This window comes from Paenibacillus sp. SEL3, from assembly GCF_054602585.1.
In genome coordinates, this window is sequence record NZ_CM137725.1 from 331,225 (window position 1) to 349,314 (window position 18,090).

At 45.0% G+C, this 18,090-nt stretch carries 15 protein-coding genes and 1 other annotated feature (1 of these 16 only partly in view); of the genes, 3 read left to right on the forward strand and 12 right to left on the reverse strand.

Annotated elements, in window-relative coordinates; genetic code table 11:
• Positions 1-15: 15 nt before the first annotated feature.
• The 4 genes from ACYCS5_RS01705 to ACYCS5_RS01720 form a co-directional block, all read right to left on the reverse strand.
• Positions 16-2,040, reverse strand: coding sequence for a helicase-associated domain-containing protein (locus ACYCS5_RS01705; RefSeq protein WP_459760708.1), 2,025 nt, complete (start codon positions 2,038-2,040; stop codon positions 16-18).
• A gap of 6 nt (positions 2,041-2,046) precedes the next feature.
• Positions 2,047-3,813, reverse strand: a complete 1,767-nt coding sequence (locus ACYCS5_RS01710) for a DNA repair helicase XPB (protein WP_459760709.1) — start codon at positions 3,811-3,813, stop codon at positions 2,047-2,049.
• Between the two features lie 297 nt (positions 3,814-4,110).
• On the reverse strand, positions 4,111-4,539 hold the full coding sequence (locus ACYCS5_RS01715) for a CBS domain-containing protein (protein ID WP_029517640.1): 429 nt from the start codon (positions 4,537-4,539) through the stop codon (positions 4,111-4,113).
• 84 nt (positions 4,540-4,623) lie between these two features.
• Entirely contained in the window at positions 4,624-5,829 is a 1,206-nt protein-coding gene (locus ACYCS5_RS01720) for a M20 family metallopeptidase (protein ID WP_029517641.1), read from the reverse strand.
• Positions 5,830-6,078: 249 nt separating this feature from the next.
• Here ACYCS5_RS01720 and ftsW point away from each other — a divergent pair, with 249 nt between their 5' ends.
• Positions 6,079-7,338 (forward strand): putative lipid II flippase FtsW, encoded by a 1,260-nt coding sequence (gene ftsW, locus ACYCS5_RS01725; RefSeq protein ID WP_029517642.1) that lies wholly within the window; start codon positions 6,079-6,081, stop codon positions 7,336-7,338.
• Between the two features lie 226 nt (positions 7,339-7,564).
• Here ftsW and ACYCS5_RS01730 read toward each other — a convergent pair whose 3' ends face one another.
• Complete coding sequence (locus ACYCS5_RS01730; protein WP_013310912.1) at positions 7,565-7,930, reverse strand: Asp23/Gls24 family envelope stress response protein; 366 nt, start codon at positions 7,928-7,930, stop codon at positions 7,565-7,567.
• A gap of 192 nt (positions 7,931-8,122) precedes the next feature.
• Here ACYCS5_RS01730 and cax point away from each other — a divergent pair, with 192 nt between their 5' ends.
• Positions 8,123-9,193 (forward strand): calcium/proton exchanger, encoded by a 1,071-nt coding sequence (cax, locus tag ACYCS5_RS01735; RefSeq protein WP_029517643.1) that lies wholly within the window; start codon positions 8,123-8,125, stop codon positions 9,191-9,193.
• Between the two features lie 141 nt (positions 9,194-9,334).
• On the opposite strand, the gene ACYCS5_RS01740 is transcribed toward cax, so the two are convergent.
• The 5 genes from ACYCS5_RS01740 to ACYCS5_RS01760 form a co-directional block, all read right to left on the reverse strand.
• Positions 9,335-9,625, reverse strand: a complete 291-nt coding sequence (locus ACYCS5_RS01740; RefSeq protein ID WP_007431028.1) for an Fpa/YlaN family protein — start codon at positions 9,623-9,625, stop codon at positions 9,335-9,337.
• Between the two features lie 141 nt (positions 9,626-9,766).
• Positions 9,767-10,009 carry an HPr family phosphocarrier protein gene (locus ACYCS5_RS01745; RefSeq protein WP_013310915.1) on the reverse strand — a complete coding sequence of 81 codons (243 nt, stop codon included), beginning with the start codon at positions 10,007-10,009 and terminating at the stop codon, positions 9,767-9,769.
• An 89-nt stretch (positions 10,010-10,098) separates the two neighbouring features.
• On the reverse strand, positions 10,099-11,214 hold the full coding sequence (locus ACYCS5_RS01750; protein WP_459760710.1) for an aminopeptidase: 1,116 nt from the start codon (positions 11,212-11,214) through the stop codon (positions 10,099-10,101).
• A 76-nt stretch (positions 11,215-11,290) separates the two neighbouring features.
• Entirely contained in the window at positions 11,291-12,142 is an 852-nt protein-coding gene (locus tag ACYCS5_RS01755; RefSeq protein ID WP_342434283.1) for a hypothetical protein, read from the reverse strand.
• 194 nt (positions 12,143-12,336) lie between these two features.
• Positions 12,337-14,322 (reverse strand): sensor domain-containing diguanylate cyclase, encoded by a 1,986-nt coding sequence (locus ACYCS5_RS01760; protein WP_029517646.1) that lies wholly within the window; start codon positions 14,320-14,322, stop codon positions 12,337-12,339.
• A 436-nt stretch (positions 14,323-14,758) separates the two neighbouring features.
• Here ACYCS5_RS01760 and rpsD point away from each other — a divergent pair, with 436 nt between their 5' ends.
• Entirely contained in the window at positions 14,759-15,358 is a 600-nt protein-coding gene (gene rpsD, locus ACYCS5_RS01765; protein ID WP_013310919.1) for a 30S ribosomal protein S4, read from the forward strand.
• 78 nt (positions 15,359-15,436) lie between these two features.
• Here the strand turns inward: rpsD and ACYCS5_RS01770 are convergent, their stop codons facing one another.
• Both ACYCS5_RS01770 and tyrS read right to left on the reverse strand, forming a co-directional pair.
• Entirely contained in the window at positions 15,437-16,306 is an 870-nt protein-coding gene (locus ACYCS5_RS01770) for an AraC family transcriptional regulator (RefSeq protein ID WP_029517647.1), read from the reverse strand.
• A gap of 201 nt (positions 16,307-16,507) precedes the next feature.
• Positions 16,508-17,761 (reverse strand): tyrosine--tRNA ligase, encoded by a 1,254-nt coding sequence (tyrS, locus tag ACYCS5_RS01775; protein ID WP_165150271.1) that lies wholly within the window; start codon positions 17,759-17,761, stop codon positions 16,508-16,510.
• A 66-nt stretch (positions 17,762-17,827) separates the two neighbouring features.
• Positions 17,828-18,090 (reverse strand) — a binding site (T-box leader); it runs 3 nt beyond the window's last position.

Here is an 18,090-nt window from a genome sequence, read left to right on the forward strand (position 1 = left end):
CACTTCCTGGCCCTACTATGTAAAAGGAACCAGCAAGCGCATGTCTGACCATTCACTTGGTTGTAAGGTCGCAGGAGAAAGTGTTTCGTCATCCCTTCCTGAGGCATACCAGCCTGTGACACTCCATGGTGCACCGGAAACCACCGCCTCCGGTATCCATTTAACCTCTTTCCCACCGATTCGCAGCCCCACAGCAGCCTGCCAACGAATCGCTTGCTCGATCAACTGCCGGGCAGTGGAAGTATGGTAACTCCTCCATTCTTTTGTCCATGAGGAGGGGACTGTAGATCTTTCTGGAAAATAGTCAGACGGATCAGGCAGTGTATGCTCTTGTTCGTAAAAGTGCAGCGTTCGCCCTGTATAAACCAAACCTGCTCTCCCCTCTTGGGAAAATATAGAACGGGCTTGAATAGGTTCGGACTCCATTTCACTGTTGAGGCTGCCTGAATTTATGTTCTCTGTTTCCGAAATCAGTGGATAATGATGAGCTGGCTCGTCCACACCTTCGGGTTCACGACGTGGACCTAATCCTATTGCAGCAAGCGTTTTTCGTATTTTGACAGTAGAGCTCGCCGGAATAATAAAGTCCTTGTCGCCAAGCCGTTCCAGCAATCCTTCCAGCGCGGGATGGCGTGCAACCATGTCTGCATCCTCCTGTGTGCCACATCGCAAAAGTGTTACCTTTGCAAAAGCCGTCCGTCCGACATCGCCTGCCCACTGTTCTACCGCCATACGTACATGATCAGGCACGCCTGTCCGGCTGAACTTGTCCAGTAGAGTAGGGATTGCTTTGGCTTCCATCCCTAACTCGATTGCCTCTGTAACACTTTCTCTGGTGATCCGGTATATTGCCATCCGATCTCCTGTCACACGTTCACAGCAGCATTCCAGTCGCCAGCGCACATCATATGCCACATCTGGCGGAACCAATATTTCAAAATCAGGTTGTACATAAAAAGTACCTTGTTGTTGATGTGTATCCTCGTAATTATTGGGACGAAGCATGTCTAACACAGATACATTCCAGCGAAAACACAGTTTACCCGATGCAGTCTGGCCCCAATCACCCATTCCAAACGCAGTCAGGGCCTTCAGCCAACCCTTCAATCCCTCCATGAAAGATCCATTAAAATTAAAATCAGAACCCGTTTCTCCCGCAAACCCTTCCGGATTTGAGGATGTAGGAATGAAGTCTAAAAGGGCGCCGTTCTTGGAATCAGCTCCGCTCGTACTCTCCTGCTGGATTAGGCCTACTTGAAGCATCCATTGCAGCAGACACTTGATAGATATCCACCCTTCTATTCCCATATACTGGGAGACGGCACACAGCATATAGCGAAAATGCTGCATGGATGCTTCGGCCTTGCCGTATCTTTCCATGAGTGTAGCAAAAATATGCTTGCGCATTTGCCAAGCAGACAAACGAATCCAAGTCGCCAGTTCCGTTTCCTGAATGCGAAAAGACACCGTTTCTTTCACTAACAGCCCCAAACTGAGTAGCAAATCCATCATGACCACCGTTTGCACAGGATACAGCTCTGCATGCGCATAATGCAACCCAAGACCCATCAGGTCCTCCGGGCGAAAGGGGGTCAGTTCATTCAATTTTTGCAATGATCGCTTATGTATGGTTCCTTTGGCCGTCAAAGGGACGCCCTGTACTGCAATACGTGACAACGCATGCAGCAATTCCGACTCCAGGCCTGTCATTGATTCATGTACCGTTATCGGATGATCCGAATGCATCATGTTCATTGGATTTTCCTCTAACAACATATCGTACAGATCCGGTAGTCGATAAACCGGGATATATAAAATTCGTTCGCCCCACGATTTGGTAACAGCCTCCAGCCAGCCCCGGGCACGTAATCCACGCAGTGCCAGTTTCGTTTCGACTCCGCTTAACGATCCCCGGGTAAGCTGTATAGGTTCTTCTTCCTTCATGGGCTGTCCCGCGTGCCGAATAAAGCATCGTCTAAGTACAAGCAGCTCATCCGATGAAAGCTCATTCCAGCTGTCTTGCGTGTTCGTTACGCCCATTCTGGATTAGGCCTCCTTTTTCTTTCCACGATCTCCAGGCTTAGCATCCCTGCTTCCAATAGCCTCTGTCACACTAAATCTGCGAACCGCATATTCATAGCCTTGCTCAATCAGGAACAGCTGACGACGAGCTGCAAAATCCATCTCCTTGCTATTCTCCGTCACTAGAGCATAAAAATAAGCTTTATTCTCGCCTGACTTTGGTCGCAAAATGCGTCCCAGTCGCTGCGCTTCTTCCTGGCGAGAGCCAAAGCTGCCCGATACCTCTATGGCTACTGCTGCATCCGGCAGATCCACCGCAAAGTTTGCAACCTTGGACACCAATAGGGTCCGAATTGCACCCTTGCGGAATGCATCAAACCAACGCACCCGCTCCGTCTGGCTCATTGAACCCGTAATCAGTGGGACACCGAGCTCCTGAGCCAATGTACGCAACTGGTCCAAATATTGACCAATAATGAGCGTGGGCAAACCGCTGTGATGTTGCATCAGGCTACGTACAGCCTCCAGTTTGATCGGATTTTCGGCTGCAATTCGGTACTGCTGTCTGCCCTCGGCACGCATACTGCGCTCCAAAAGTTCAGCTGTCATTGGAAGCCGTAACTCCACACAATCGACCTGAGCGATCCAGCCCTGTCGCTCCAGCTCCTTCCACGGCATGTCATATCGTTTGGGCCCAATTAAAGAGAATACATCCCGTTCACAACCATCCTCTCGAACCAGCGTGGCTGTTAACCCCAAACGACGGGTAGCCTGAATATCAGCCGTCGCCCGGAATACTGGCGCGGGCAGCAAATGAACCTCATCATATATAATGAGTCCCCACTTCCGCTCACTCAGCAGTTTCATATGCTCAAAATCCCCATCCTTGGTGCGACGGTGTGTCAAAATTTGGTATGTTGCCACCGTAATCGGGCGCACTTCTTTTTTCTGACCACTATATTCCCCGATGGAATCGGCAGAAATATCCGTCTTTTGCTTTAATTCTTCTACCCATTGCCGTACAGAAGTAGTATTAGATGTTAGAATAAGCACTTCACACTGAAGCCGATTCATCACCGCCATGCCTATCACTGTTTTTCCAGCTCCGCATGGAAGCACCAGTACACCACTACCCCCTAAGCCGTCCGCTCCTTCAAACGCATCAGCGGCCTTTACTTGATAATCACGAAGCTGCAACTTCGTTTGTCCCTTTCCCAAGGTAAAACTAAGCTGATTCCCTTCAAGATAGCCTGCCGTATCCACAACGGGATATCCCAAGCGAGTTAATTCCTGCTTGAGCAAGCCCCGATTTTCGGGCGGGACCGATGCGCTTTCCTCATCAACGCGAAGTAAACCAAGCTGTTTTAGCTCTTGCTTGGTCAGTAGCTCATCCAGTAAAGCGGGGGTCTCTGCTGCCAAGATCAAGTGATCACCTATTGTATAGCTGTTGGCTTTCCCTGTCTTTATACCTCCGTCTTCTTTCGTACCTCGTGAAAGCGTCAACGTCCCATAACGAGAAACGAGCTGTTCAATATCATTCAACAAATCACGTGGAATATCCCAACGGGACATGGAATACAAACTATTTTGAATGTCCTCAGCACTCCATCCGAGGGCAGCTGCATTCCACAAAGACAGTGGAGTGATGTGGTATGTATGAAAAGCGGACGGACTTTTAACCAGCTCCGCATAAATCTGCAACTGTGAACGAGCCCATTCCGAACCGGGCAAGCCCATTTCCAGCAGAACGGTAAAATCACGTTGTACAATACAAGGATGATCTGGATTCATGACTACCTCCTGATAATCTAACAATACATCATTTTAAAGTTGAATCAATTTCATAACTCATTAAAGTTTGGTGGTTGTAATTAGATACAGACAAATCGAATCATTTTGATCTATATCTAGTTTTGATTGAAGCAGCTAAAGGTATTATGAAATTGATTCAGTTATATAATAAATAGCTTATCCGTTTATTCGAATATCAACCAGAATAGCAAGGAGTCCAACCCATATTCGGGTTGAACTCCTGATTTAACGCCCGGGGTTAAGACCCCCCAACAAATGCCTACCTTAATTATTCTTCTAGTGGACCTGCTCGGAAATATGACTAAGCGCCTCTCCAGCGTTGTCTGCAAAAATATTACGAACAGCCAAATCCCCGATTGAGACAATCCCGATCAGACGGTCTCCTTCCGTCACAGGCAACCGACGGATTTGCTGCTCCGCCATCAGTTCAGCTGCTTGGTCCACCGACATGTCCGCACTGGCTGTACGAATACCTGTCGTCATAACCGTATCGACTGAACCCGAACCCGAATTTTTAGCCGCATAACCGCGAACGACAAGATCACGGTCCGTTACTACGCCGATCAACTTATCACTGCCTTCGCTTTCCACAACCGGAATAAAACCAGTATCATTGTCCTTCATTTTGACCGCAATTTCATAAATATTGTCCTGCGGGGTAACCGTTACGCATTCTTTAGTCATAACTTCCTGAACCTTTTTCATGGGTACTCCCTCCTTTTCAAGAGTAGGGTACCCCATTTCATTCAGCTCATACTCCAGATTGAACCGTTCCCAATTCAACTCATTTTAGCCCTTAATTGCCCCTGCTTTTCGTTCCGCAGCGTATCCCGTAGACATCGCAATAAACAACCGAACCGCGTTAATCATAGCATCCTCATCAAAGTCAAATTTAGGATGATGGTGTGGATAAACCGCTCCTTTAGCTGGGTTACCCGCTCCTACGAACATGAAGCAACCTGGCACACGTTCCAAATAATACGCAAAATCTTCAGCAGGCATCAGCTTCGACGCTTCCTGTACATTCTCCTTGCCGAAAACAGATTTTGCTTCATTAAAGAAACGAGATGCTTCATGTGCGTCATTGACAACTGGTGGGTATCCCATAATATAGCGAACCTGTGCTGTTGTACCGTATGTTGCGGCTGTGAGCTCTGTTACCTCATGCAGTCGCTCCTTCATCACCGTTCGTGTCTCCTCATCAAACGTACGAATCGTTCCACTCAAGCGACACGTTTCTGCGATCACATTTTGCGCAGAGCCCCCTTGGATGGTTCCCACCGTCAGCACGGCAGGTCGTAATGGGTCGACTGAACGACTTACGACACTTTGCAATTGCATGACAAGAGCTGAGCCCGCCACGACACTATCATTAGTGGACTGAGGCATCCCACCATGCCCACCCTTACCTGTGATTTCAATATAAAAATCATCTGCCGCCGCCATCAGCGGCCCTGCACAACTCCCAGCCGTTCCGACAGGAAAAGGTGTCCATAAATGGATACCATAAATGACGTCCACACCTTCCAATATACCATCCTTTATTACACTGACCGCTCCGCCAGGCAGCAATTCCTCCGCAGGTTGGAACAACAACCGAATTTCTCCTTGCAGCTCGTCCCGATTCAGACTGAAATAGTAAGCCGTTCCAAGTAGCGCGGATGTATGTCCATCATGGCCGCAAGCATGCATGGCTCCGTCTACGTTGGAGCGATATTCACATTCCTTTTCATCCTGAATAGGAAGAGCATCCATATCGGCACGCAGCAGGACGACAGGCCCGGGTTTAGCACCACGAATGGTGCCTACAACACCGTGTCCCCCTACCTGACGGCGAATCTCGATTCCCCAACTCTCCAACTTATCCGCTACAAAAGCTGCGGTTTTGCTTTCCTGAAAGGAAATTTCGGGATTCTTATGTAAATGTCTACGCCACTCCACCATATTTTCTTGCAACTGGTCAAACCAGGTCTTGTCTATCGCATGTTGTGTCATAATGCTCCACCTCTCCTTTTAAAGCACCGGGCAAGTTCCCGATTCATCATGCAGCGTCACCACGTATGCACCGCTGCTCTCAAGTCTTCATTTTTATCCTATTGTAGCAGATATGGAATTGTTGTGATATCTGTTGCTCCAGGGAGGTTGCAGAAGCCCATCAAACATAATATGATAAAATGGGTAAACGATAAAATGATAACCGTCTGCGAGGAATATACCTTGTGGCGAATACCGGGGGAAGCTGATATGAGAAATACGAAGCCGGAGACTCGAAGAAGAGGCACACCGGATTTCCAATTGCTGATCCTCACTTTGTTACTGGTTGGATTCGGTGTAATTATGGTATTTAGCTCCAGCTCCAGCGTAGCTTTGCTGAATAAAGAATACAATTTTGACTCTTTATATTTTGTGAAGCGCCAATCTGCATTTGCTGTACTTGGACTTTTTATTATGTTGGTAGCTATGAATATTAAGATGGAAAAATATAAAAAGCTTTTTGTACCTTTATTTTTCATAACTATATTACTGCTAATCATCGTTCTTTTTACAGGCTCACTTAACGGCGCAAAAAGCTGGCTCAGGTTTGGTAGTGTTGGCTTCCAGCCAACGGAGCTTGCGAAAATTTCCATCATTCTTTACTTATCTGCACTGATTGTCAAAAAAGGAGATCGCTTTAGAGATCTGCGGACTGGCTACATACCTGTAACCGTCATTGTAGGCTGTGTTGCAGGACTCATCATGCTTCAACCTGATTTAGGCTCCTGCTTCATTTTGGTTGCTACGAGTGGTCTGATTATTTATGCCGGGGGAGCCAGTGTCAAGCACATTACAGCATCAATTGTTCTGCTCGTGCTAGGCGCCTCCATTGTATTTGGTATTGGGTCGTTGTTTGGAGGAGATTCTGGAACCACAGATGGACAAGCTGCTGCCAAGCAAGATTACAAAATCGGACGCTTTCAGGCCTTTCTTAATCCCGAGAAATATAGACAAGGAACGGGATACAATCTGGTACAGTCCTTGCAAGCTATAGGTGAAGGCGGCTTAAACGGGTCAGGATTTGGTAAAGGTATTATCAAGCTTCACTATCTTCCTAATTCATTTAATGATTTTATCTTTTCTGTAATTGGTGAAGAATTCGGATTTATCGGAACAGCCATATTCCTGATGCTATATTTGTATTTCATTTGGCGAGGCATGATCATTGCTCTGCGTTGCCATGATCCGTTCGGAACGTTGGTAGGCACCGGTATCATGGGTTTGATCGCCATTCAGGCCTTCATTAACATCGGCGGTGTAACCCAAACAATTCCAATCACTGGCGTAACGCTTCCATTTATCAGCTTTGGTGGCTCCTCCTTGCTTGTCATGATGTTTTCGATGGGCATTATGCTCAGTATTTCTCGTGAGAACACCAAACAAGCGGTGCAGGAACGCACCACAGGGGTAGCTGTCCGTAATGAAGTACCCAATCGCTTTCAAACTCGTAGAACCAACCGTTTTCGCTAAAAAAAGAACTTCCAAGGACCACTTACAACGGTGGCTTTGGAAGTTCTTTTGGTTATGTATAAAAATACGGAAACCTTCTGCAAAAATGGCTATGCTGTTGATTCATAAAACGAAAACTGGCGATTCTATAACCACCAGTTTTCGTGTTTTTATTCGGGTTATCCTACGGAATTCCCGGCATGTATACAATTGGTTAAAAATGTAGAATTATCGGTCCTTGATTCTATTACACTGCGTCGTCCTTGAACGCGACACCTTCCACTTTTACGTTCACTTCCACGACCCGCAAACCTGTCATACTTTCGACGGCTTCTCGTACATTTTGCTGAAGAATTCGGGACACCTCATGAATAGGTGTTTCGTAGAGTACGATAATACGTAGATCAATGGCAGCTTCCAGCTGTCCAACCTCCACTGATACGCCTTTTTGCACATTTTTACCGCTCAGCCTTTTGGCCCAGCCTTCCGATAAACCGCCTGACATTGCAGCAATGCCCGGTGTCTCTAATGCGGCCATCCCGGCAATTTTACCCACGACATCGTTGGAAATCTTGATGTTTCCTGCTTCCAGTTGTTGAATTTGCTCTGCCATGACCTATGTCCCCCTTCATCCATCCTTTATTTGTATTGTAAAGCCTCAGCCACTCCAAATGCAAACCCTACGTATGAAAAACAACTTTCGTTTACAACCTATATCATTTTGGGTATATTAATTTAGAAAATCCATACAAGTGACAGCTTTCACCAAACTTGTACACATTTATTGATATCGAGGTGCTCTTCATTGAAAAAATGGTTATCTCCCGCTTTGCTTATAGCGACATTTGCACTTAGCGCAGTCGCTCATTACACGCATTGGAACGCTATAGCCCAATTTGTCATTTGTGCAATTTCTGTTGTATTCGTAGCCGGTTTCCTCGGCAGGGCGACCGAAAGTGTCGCGCATTATGCTGGCCAACGTTTAGGTGGATTCTTAAATGCCACCTTTGGTAACGCAGCCGAACTGATCATCGCCATCTTTCTTGTTAAAGAAGGTCTTTACGATATGGTAAAGGCCAGTCTTACCGGTTCTATCATCGGTAATCTGCTGTTGGTGCTAGGAGCAAGTCTGTTCGCTGGCGGTTTAAAGTACAAAGTACAAAATTTCAATATATCGCTGGCTGGATTAAGTGGTTCTCTGATGATTGTGGCTGTTATTGCCTTGTTCGTTCCAGCTGTCTTTTTGAACACACACGTTATCACGGATAGCGAATCAGATACGCTCAGCCTCATTGTCGCAGGCACGCTCATTGTCGCGTATATTGCGTGGCTTATTTTTTCTATGATTACGCATAAGGACTATTTATCTGATGTGACCGAACAAAAAGATGAAGAATTACCACATGAGCATGCCCCTGTATGGTCCAGAAACAAATCCATTGCCTATTTGATACTTGCTACCGTCATGGTCGCTTTTGTCAGCGAATGGCTGGTAGGTACGCTGGAGGTGTTTACGACCCAATTTGGGCTCAGCGAATTGTTCGTAGGTGCCTTCCTCGTCGCTATTATTGGTAATGCAGCCGAACACAGCGCTGCTATTTTACTGGCGATGAAGAATAAAATCGGTGCATCGGTTGAAATAGCTGTCGGCAGCAGTTTGCAAATTGCGCTATTTGTTGCCCCTGTGCTGATATTTGTCAGTTACTTTATGGGAAACACGATGAATATTGTTTTCACTACTATTGAGCTGGTCGCCATTGCTGTCGCTGTATTTATCGCCAAATCCATCACCCAAGACGGCTCAACCAACTGGTATGAGGGGCTCATGCTATTGGTAGTGTATGTATTGTTAGGTGTATCCTTCTTTCTTGTGTAGCTTTTTAAGGTTTTAAAATGTTCATTAGGATGGTGGAAGGGGATGCGCTTTTACCATCCTAAAAGAACATTTTTTTAAAAAAAGGCATCAAAAAAAGCATGCTCTCAAGCTCCGCATGCTCTCATCAATTCAACCGTCTTCCTAATTGGCCTTATTATTCATGGCCTCATATAGAATAGCCAGATTGCGTTCCAGCTCACTGACCAGCTGTTTACCTACCATTTCCGGAAGAAGTCCAGCGCGAACCGCAAAATCCACTTCCTTGGAAAATCCGTACATCTGAGTATCCAGCACTTCCTCATAGAGAGGGCAATAACGGGTTGCCAGATTCTCCATCTGTACTTCAATAAGCTTCTTTATTTTATCTGCATCTTCCTGAAGCAGATTAATAGCCTTGATATTCAATTGTTCCTGCAAATCAGATGAAGTCATGGATTCTTCCCCCCTATGTCTCAATGTCGCACAAGACGTCCTATCCTTAATATTAGACCAAATTGCAGGCTAATACAAGAACCTGACAAAAAAAGCATCCCTACAGTTACAGGTAGGGATGCTTTTGCTTCAAGAATAAAGTTAGCTGGCTACTGAAATATGAAGTCCGTGCTTCTCGAACACCTCGATGATCGCTTTCTTGGCTTCCTCCGCATCTGGTCCATGAACGTGTAGTTCATAGCTATGGCTGCTGACTAGGGTCGTAAACAAGCCCAGTATACTTTTCACATCAATATACTTATTTTCGGAATGAAGGACGATGGAAGAGGTGAACTTGCTCGCCGTCTGTGCAATTTCAACAACCGCCGCGTTATTATTGGACATAGAAATCCCTCGCTTTACTGAATTGTCATGTATCGTTACTCATCCATAATGATACATTGAAATCGCTTTCTCAGCAAGAACGGATATCGTTATTTTAAATTTTCAGGGTTTAATGGCTCCAGCTCAGGCAGTACAAAGATGCCATCTTTACGAATCAAAACATCGTCAAAATAAATTTCACCACCGCCATATTCTGGACGCTGAATCAACACCAAATCCCAGTGGATCGATGAACGATTACCGTTATCCGCTGTTTCATAAGCTTGACCCGGTGTAAAATGTAAGCTGCCGGCGATTTTCTCGTCAAACAAAATATCCTTCATTGGATGTAAGATGTGCGGATTAAACCCGATGGCAAACTCGCCAATATAACGTGCTCCCTCGTCAGAATCGAGAATATCATTCAGCCGCTTCGTATCGTTACTCGTTGCTTCCACGATCTTACCATTTTCAAAACGGAATTTAACATTTTCAAAAGTAATGCCATTATACAGGGTTTGTGCATTGTAGCTGATCGTTCCGTTAACGGAATTACGTACAGGCGCGCTGTATACTTCGCCATCCGGGATATTACATTGACCTGAGCACTTGATAGCTCCAATTTGCTTAATAGAGAAATTCAAATCCGTACCCGGTCCACTAATCCGTACCTTGTCCGTCCGATTCATCAGGTCTGCCAATGCATCTTGAGCTTTGTCCATTTTTGCATAATCCAGATTACACACATCGAAATAAAAATCTTCGAACGCTTCTGTGCTGATATTCGCCAATTGAGCCATGCTGTCATTCGGATAACGCAGCACTACCCATTTGGTGTGTTTCACCCGTTGTTCGCTATGTACCGCATGCTGATAAATGGAATTATACAATTTCATTTTATCTTCCGGCACATCTGACAAATCATTTACATTTTCACCTGCACGAATTCCGATATAGCAGTGCATTTGCTTCATCCGGTTAAGGTCAATCTGAGCCCAGGTCTCCAGCATCTCCTTTGTCGCGTGACGAAGCATGGCGCTCTGTACCTTACGGTCTGTAAGTTGTACAAAAACATTTCCACCTTTTTTACCAACTTCATGAATGATGGCGTTAAGTAAGTCGCGCTCTGTACCAATCATTTCGATTAATACATTTTCTCCAGGCTGCACTTCAACAGAGTAACCTACCAGATTTTCCGCCAGCTTAAGTATTCTAGGATCTTTCATGTAGTGTCTCTCCTTCTCTATTTCATTCTTTTTGAACGATGGTTAATTCAAAATTCATTGTATCACGCCCGCCACGTTACTTGTAGTCCTCAAAAGTAACTCTGGTTATCAAAGCCTCTTGATGCAGATCTTCATTTTCTCCCTGTCGGGTAATCTGGCATTCGGATGAAAGCTTTAAGGGTAAACCTGTTTGGCGATCTATGGTCAAATGATACACCGTATGCACAATGGATTGCTTCAGCTGGTTATTCATATCCTCACAACTTTCCGCCCATATTTGGCTCAGCTTCTTTCGCAGCTCTCGATTCGTTCCTGTCTGCTGAGTTTTTAATATCACGATTTGAGGGTTTAACGTATTCATTTCTTTTATTAAACGATCTTTCAACCAGCGCTTTGCCGAAGCAGATTCCGGTTCAATCCTCAACACCCAAGTTCCCCGGGCAGCTCCCGTTTCCATACGAATGCTCTTATTCAGTGTATTTAATTCCTCAAGCTCCTGAATCGGATTGAAGCGATTTAACATACCATTTCCAACCACAGGAGGATAACCGGATGTCAGCGAAACCCATTTCCCACTCTGACGAATAAAACGTTCCTGTGTAACATCATGCTCGGACTTACCTTGTTTCAGAGCTGTGTAGCCACCTTGCTTACGGAAAGCCTCTGCAGAACCCCAGTGCATGGTCAATTCATCGTGATTTCTTAGCCTACCGCGATATTCAAACTGCTTATTCGTTGGCAGACCACTGTCTGCTCTAATTGCAGTCCGTCCAGTAAACGTTACCATCTCTTTGCCAGCCATTCCTGCAACTGCTCTCTTAAAAATCTGCTCAGGCGTATATTGTCGATCCAGTGCACAACCACTTAACACACCTATTACAAGCAACACACCACAAACCTGCATCATCCATTGCTTTTTCCAATGCATCCCATCATCCGTCCTATCCTGAACATAACTGTACTCATGAGCAATAATCCTGCTTCAAGCCAGTTATGCTACCTGGTTCACTTCATCGTGTTATCCCTATAGTTCAATCATACACACGATATAGCTACGTTTAGGATTACCTGTCCGCAATGGGTTATACAAGACAAAAAGAGAACATTCCCTAGGAATATTCTCTACACATTGGCTACATGATCAACAACTATTCGATTGCGTCCTTCATTTTTTGCTTCGTACAAGGCCATATCAGCCCTATAAAATAAAGATTCAATACTGATCTGCTCGTCCAGCCAGTTCCATTCAGCAATCCCGCAAGAAACAGTCACCTGAGGCTCAGTTTCATGCTGTACGCGGTAACGTATTTTTTCTGCATATCCGAGCGCTTGCTGTACCCCCAGCTGCGGTAAATAAATGGCAAGCTCCTCGCCGCCCCATCTCGCACATACATCCTCATCGCGAGTCGCCGAACGAACGATATTGCTGACGCTTTTCAAAATTTCGTCACCCGTCTGATGCCCATGCGTATCATTCACCTGTTTGAATTGATCAATATCTACCAAAATAAGAGATCCACAGAAATCCTTTTCCTGATGTTGCTGAATGATTTGGTCCACATAATGACGTACATACAGACCTGTTAACATATCCATATTAGCCAACCGCCGCACCTCAGCGTGCAGCATAGCATTGGTTACCGCCAACCCGATATGAGGGGCTAGCATTTGCAACATTTTGTAATTATCGTAAGAGAAAAAGTGCGGAAGCTTGCTGGACAATAGTATAACCCCTTTAGGAGTACCGCTGGTCTTCATAGGTACAGCCATCAAAGACTGGGAGTGCGTCGCATCCATAAAATGAGAGGATATCTTCCCATCCTTTCTATAGTCCGACACAATCACTGGTTCCCCTGTTAAGCGTATTAGTCCAGCAAATCCATCTTCAAGAGGGTAACTTTCCAGTCTTAAGCTTTCCACATTACTCGACATGACCTTAAAACAGTTTCCATCCTGGTCAAGCTGTACAATACAACAAAAGTCCGCCATGAACATTTTTAATAACTCCTGCACGGCAAATTCAAATATTTCATTTAACTTCAGGCTCTGATTCAAGCGCTGAACCAGTTCATTAATGAGACGCAATTCATGGATAAGTACATTCGATTGCTCAAGCAGCTTCGCATTTTCAAATGCGGTGCCAGCCGTATCCGCCATCATGGCAATCAGCTCTACATCCACTTTTTTCATACTATCCGCGCCCGATGGAAGAATCATATGGAAAACACCGTATACGCCCTGCTTACCACGTAATGGGATGCCGATTTCAGTTATTTCATCTTGTGTACCGACAGGCTCATTCACAGCCATTTGCCCTTTCATAAATGCACGGACGCATACATCTTCGTCCCGTTCATGCAGCAGTAAAGGTTTGACCTGCGGATTGCGACTATGTCGATCCTGACTCATATACAAGGTGATATCTACATGGGGAAACAAATAGGCGATGCTCCCGAATACCTCATCCAGCACGCCTTCTACGTCAATTTTGTCATGCATCCGTTTTACAATCTGAAATAAAATAGAACGGCGTCTACCTTCACGATCGCTTCGATTCCGCATCCCAAGGACATCTTCCATAAATATGTACTCAAACTTCGTGTAAAAGCAGGATTTAAAATGTAAAGCAGCTGATAACAATGTGTCCAGATTTGGGACAGAATGTTGAGCAGGCCGTGTAAAACGAAGAGCGGCAAAGGGCTCGCTCTTGTAATTACGGCATAGTATGGGAACCATATACACAAACGAAAGGCTTCCATCACGAAGTTTGCGCTGGCTCACTTCCATCTCTCTAGATATGCAACAACGTTCGACCAAATCCAAATCCTCGTCATCATCTTCTTTTTTACCAGCAACACGAACACCTATAAAATTAAAAACAGCAGTATATTCTTCGTTAATCCAGGATATACCATTGCCCTGTTGTAACCAACTCCGATATCCTTGGACAAGCAGCTGGTTAATATAGGGGAAATCATAGGGTGTCATATCCATGTTCTGGAGCCAGGCAAAAGAAGTATATCCTTTATCATCAAACAGCGGAGCACCGCTAGCCTGGACCGTTTTACTGTCAAGCATTTGCTGATCCGTTGTTGAAAATTCCGACATATTAAGGCGCTCCTTCACAGCAAAATTAGCTGTACCAAGACAGCGGCTATACACCACTATAGCTCATAATATGATCTATTTTACTCCCAACTCTAGAAATTTGCATCCATTTTCCAGAAATTCGTCCCACTTTTTTAGTTCTAAAGCCCTATCGACAAAATTTGACGTTTTCATTCTTTTTCTCTTCTTGACATTGACCTACTCTTACATGTAGTATATATTATTGAAAAAGACTGTACGGCAGAACTATCTACTGTGCGGATCTTAAATTTTGGGCGTAACAGTTTGTGTCACCCTCATCTTTTTTGTTGCTGACAGGACAGCGGCTGAACTTTTCTGTCAGTAGTGCGTCTCACCTTAATAGGTAGCGCCGAACAAATTGGAGCGCAAAGAGAGCCCCAACTCAAATTTTAATTATGAAGGAGTTAACTCTATAATGGCACGTTACACTGGTCCTAAATTTAAATTGAGCCGTCGTCTCGGTATTTCCCTGAGCGGCACAGGTAAAGAATTGAAACGCCCTTTCCCTCCGGGACAACATGGTGCAAACCAACGGAGAAAAATCAGCAACTACGGTATGCAGCTTCAAGAGAAACAAAAGTTGCGTCACATGTACGGCTTGGGTGAAAAACAATTCCGTACCCTGTTCAACAAAGCTCAACACATGCACGGTATCGCTGGTGAAAACTTTATGTTCTTGCTGGAAAGCCGCCTGGACAACCTTGTATTCCGTCTTGGCTTTGCTAATTCCCGTGCAGGCGCACGTCAATTGGTAGCTCACGGTCACGTTACTGTGAACGGTAAAAAAGTTGACATCGCTTCTTACCAAGTAAGCCCTGGCGACGTGATCGGTCTTCGTGAAAGAAGTCGTTCCCTGTCTTCCATCAAAGAAGCTTTGGAAAACCGCAACCACTTGGTAGCTTACCTGGAGTACAATGACGCAGCTCTGGAAGGTAAATTCATTCGTTTGCCTGAGCGTGGCGAATTGTCCCAAGATATCGATGAAAAACAAATCGTCGAATTCTACAACCGCTAATCCCTGCATTAGCACCAAAAAGCACCCGAATTTATTCGGGTGCTTTTTTTATATTCCTTATGATCGAGCCTGAGAGTTTTATTCAATGGGGATGTATACTTTCATGCTCAAATGATCTGGATAGGAGGAATTCATCACGTCCGTAATTTCAAAATCTGGTCCCTCCCTCCGTTCAAAATTAGAATTAGGAAGCCATGTGCCATAGATAAAGTCTCGTATATTCTGAACCCGTCCATCTGAACCCGAAGCGTCAAACTCAGCATACTTCCCTGCTGGAATCTCCATATATATGAAACCCTCTGCCAGTTCATTTGACTCTTTTTCAACTGCCTCGCCCACCACAAATGAAAATGCACCATTGTCTTCAAATCGACAGGCAACCCCATATGACATTCCCGGTGCGATCTTGTTCGGGATACACATAAAATATTCATTGGCTCCAAAGTGCCCATAAAATCCTGGAATTTCTTTATAGTGCTGCTCATTATTCAGATTTGTTTTATATTCATACCCTATAATTTTGGTCGTTTCGAGCTGCAATATCACTGGCTTGTTCACATCCAAATCCCCCTTCGTATTTTTTTGATAATCCAGAAAATTAATTTTGCTTTGTCCAGGAAGCTCAATATCACTGTTACGATATTTCCCAGGGGTGATCCCAAAATTCTTTTCAAAAGCGCGGGTAAAGGCTTCTTGCGAGTTGTACTGAAACTCAATAGCAATGTCCAACACTTTTTGATTGGATTGTTTTAGCTGTTCAGCCGCCTCGGACAATCTTCTCCTTCTTATATACTGTTGAACCGTAAAACCCGAAATGGCCTGAAAAACCCGCTGGAAATGAAAAGCTGAAAAGCATGCCTGTGAAGCAATATCGGCAATTTTTAGATCCTCCCGGAGATTCAATTCAATAAACTCAATCGCACACTGAATTCGTTTAAAATAGTCCATATAATCCTTCCCCACACTCGTAATTGTTCTGATTATCGATCCTACACCCAAATTGTGCAACCCACGTTTTCATTATGTATAACTCTTCACCTACATGTTTGATTATTTGTGCTAAGTTTACCATGACTTTTCACTTGGCAGAAATAAAAAAGCAACGCTGAGATCGAGACAATCTCAGCGCTGCTTTTGAATATATTTTCATTATCCAAGCTTGATTTTAGCAAATTTCCGTTTACCTACCTGCACAATGTCGCCTTCCTTCGGCGTGTATGCTTCGTTCACATCGGTCCATTTCTCTTCGTTAATTTTGACCGAACCCTGCTGAATACTGCGCTTGGCTTCACCGTTAGATGCTGCAAAGCCCAGATGAGTCAGCAACTGGATCACACGAATGCCACCTTCTTCTAACTGATCAGCCGTCAAGGTGAACTCTTCAATATCGTCAGGCAGCGCGCGCTGCTGGAATACGGTCACAAAATGCTGCTTCGCTGCTTCCTCTGCTTCTTCACCATGGTACATGCGCACTAACGTTCCAGCCAGCTTCATTTTGGCATCACGTGGATGCACTGAGCCTTCCTTAACACCTTTCGCCAGCTCTGCCAACTCCTCGTTGTTGATATCCGTTGCAAGCTCAAAATATTTCAGCATCAGCTCATCAGGAACGGACATGGATTTTCCGTATATTTCGTTCGGCTCCTCATCAACACCAATGTAGTTCCCCAAGCTTTTACTCATCTTCTGAACTCCATCCAGCCCTTCAAGCAATGGTAAAGTAATAGTAGCCTGTGGCTCAACTCCGTATTCTTTTTGCAGGGTTCTACCCATCAGAAGATTAAACTTCTGATCCGTTCCCCCTAATTCAATATCGCTTTGGAGAGCCACGGAATCCATGCCCTGCATCAGCGGGTAAAAGAACTCATGGATGCTGATCGGCAATCCGTTTTGGTACCTTTTTGTAAAATCATCCCGTTCCAACATACGGGCAACCGTTACTTTGGCCGACAGGGTTACTACATCAGCAAAAGACATTGGCCCTAACCATTCGGAATTGTAAAATACCTTTGTTTTTTCAGGATCGAGAATTTTAAAAATTTGTTCCTTGTATGTTTGGGCATTGCGCTGTACATCTTCTTCAGTCAGTTGCTTACGAGTCTCCGATTTACCTGTCGGATCACCAATTCTGCCTGTAAAATCTCCGATAATCAGTTGTACTTGATGGCCTAATTCCTGGAACTGGCGCAGTTTGTGCATAACAACCGTATGTCCGATGTGAATGTCGGGAGCAGATGGATCAAGGCCCAGCTTAATTTTGAGTGGCTCGCCGCTAACGACCGATTTGATCACCTTACGCTTCAGCTCATCCTCCGGTACAATTTCCGCTACACCCCGCTGTATCACCTCTAGCTGTCGTTCTACCTCTACCTGCTGCTCCGGCTTCAATTCTTCCCACTTCATCCTGTATACCTCCTATTTTTCATCCAAAATATTACATATTAGACAAACCAAAAAGCCCCTTTCATCCCAAGGGACGAGAAGGAGCTACTCGCGTTACCACCCTAATTAAAGAAACGCATGTCAAAGACAGACATTTCTTTCACTTCATTCCTATAACGGGCCTACACCCGGTACTGGATTACTATGGTGCTTCGCAAACCTGCAAAAGCTTTCCATTCATCCAGACAGCTCCAGACGGTAATTCAAAGGAGGGACGCTACCGATTCACACCACCCATCGGCTCTCTGTACAACGTGAATCCGCCTTCTACTGAAGTCTTTCTCTGCTTT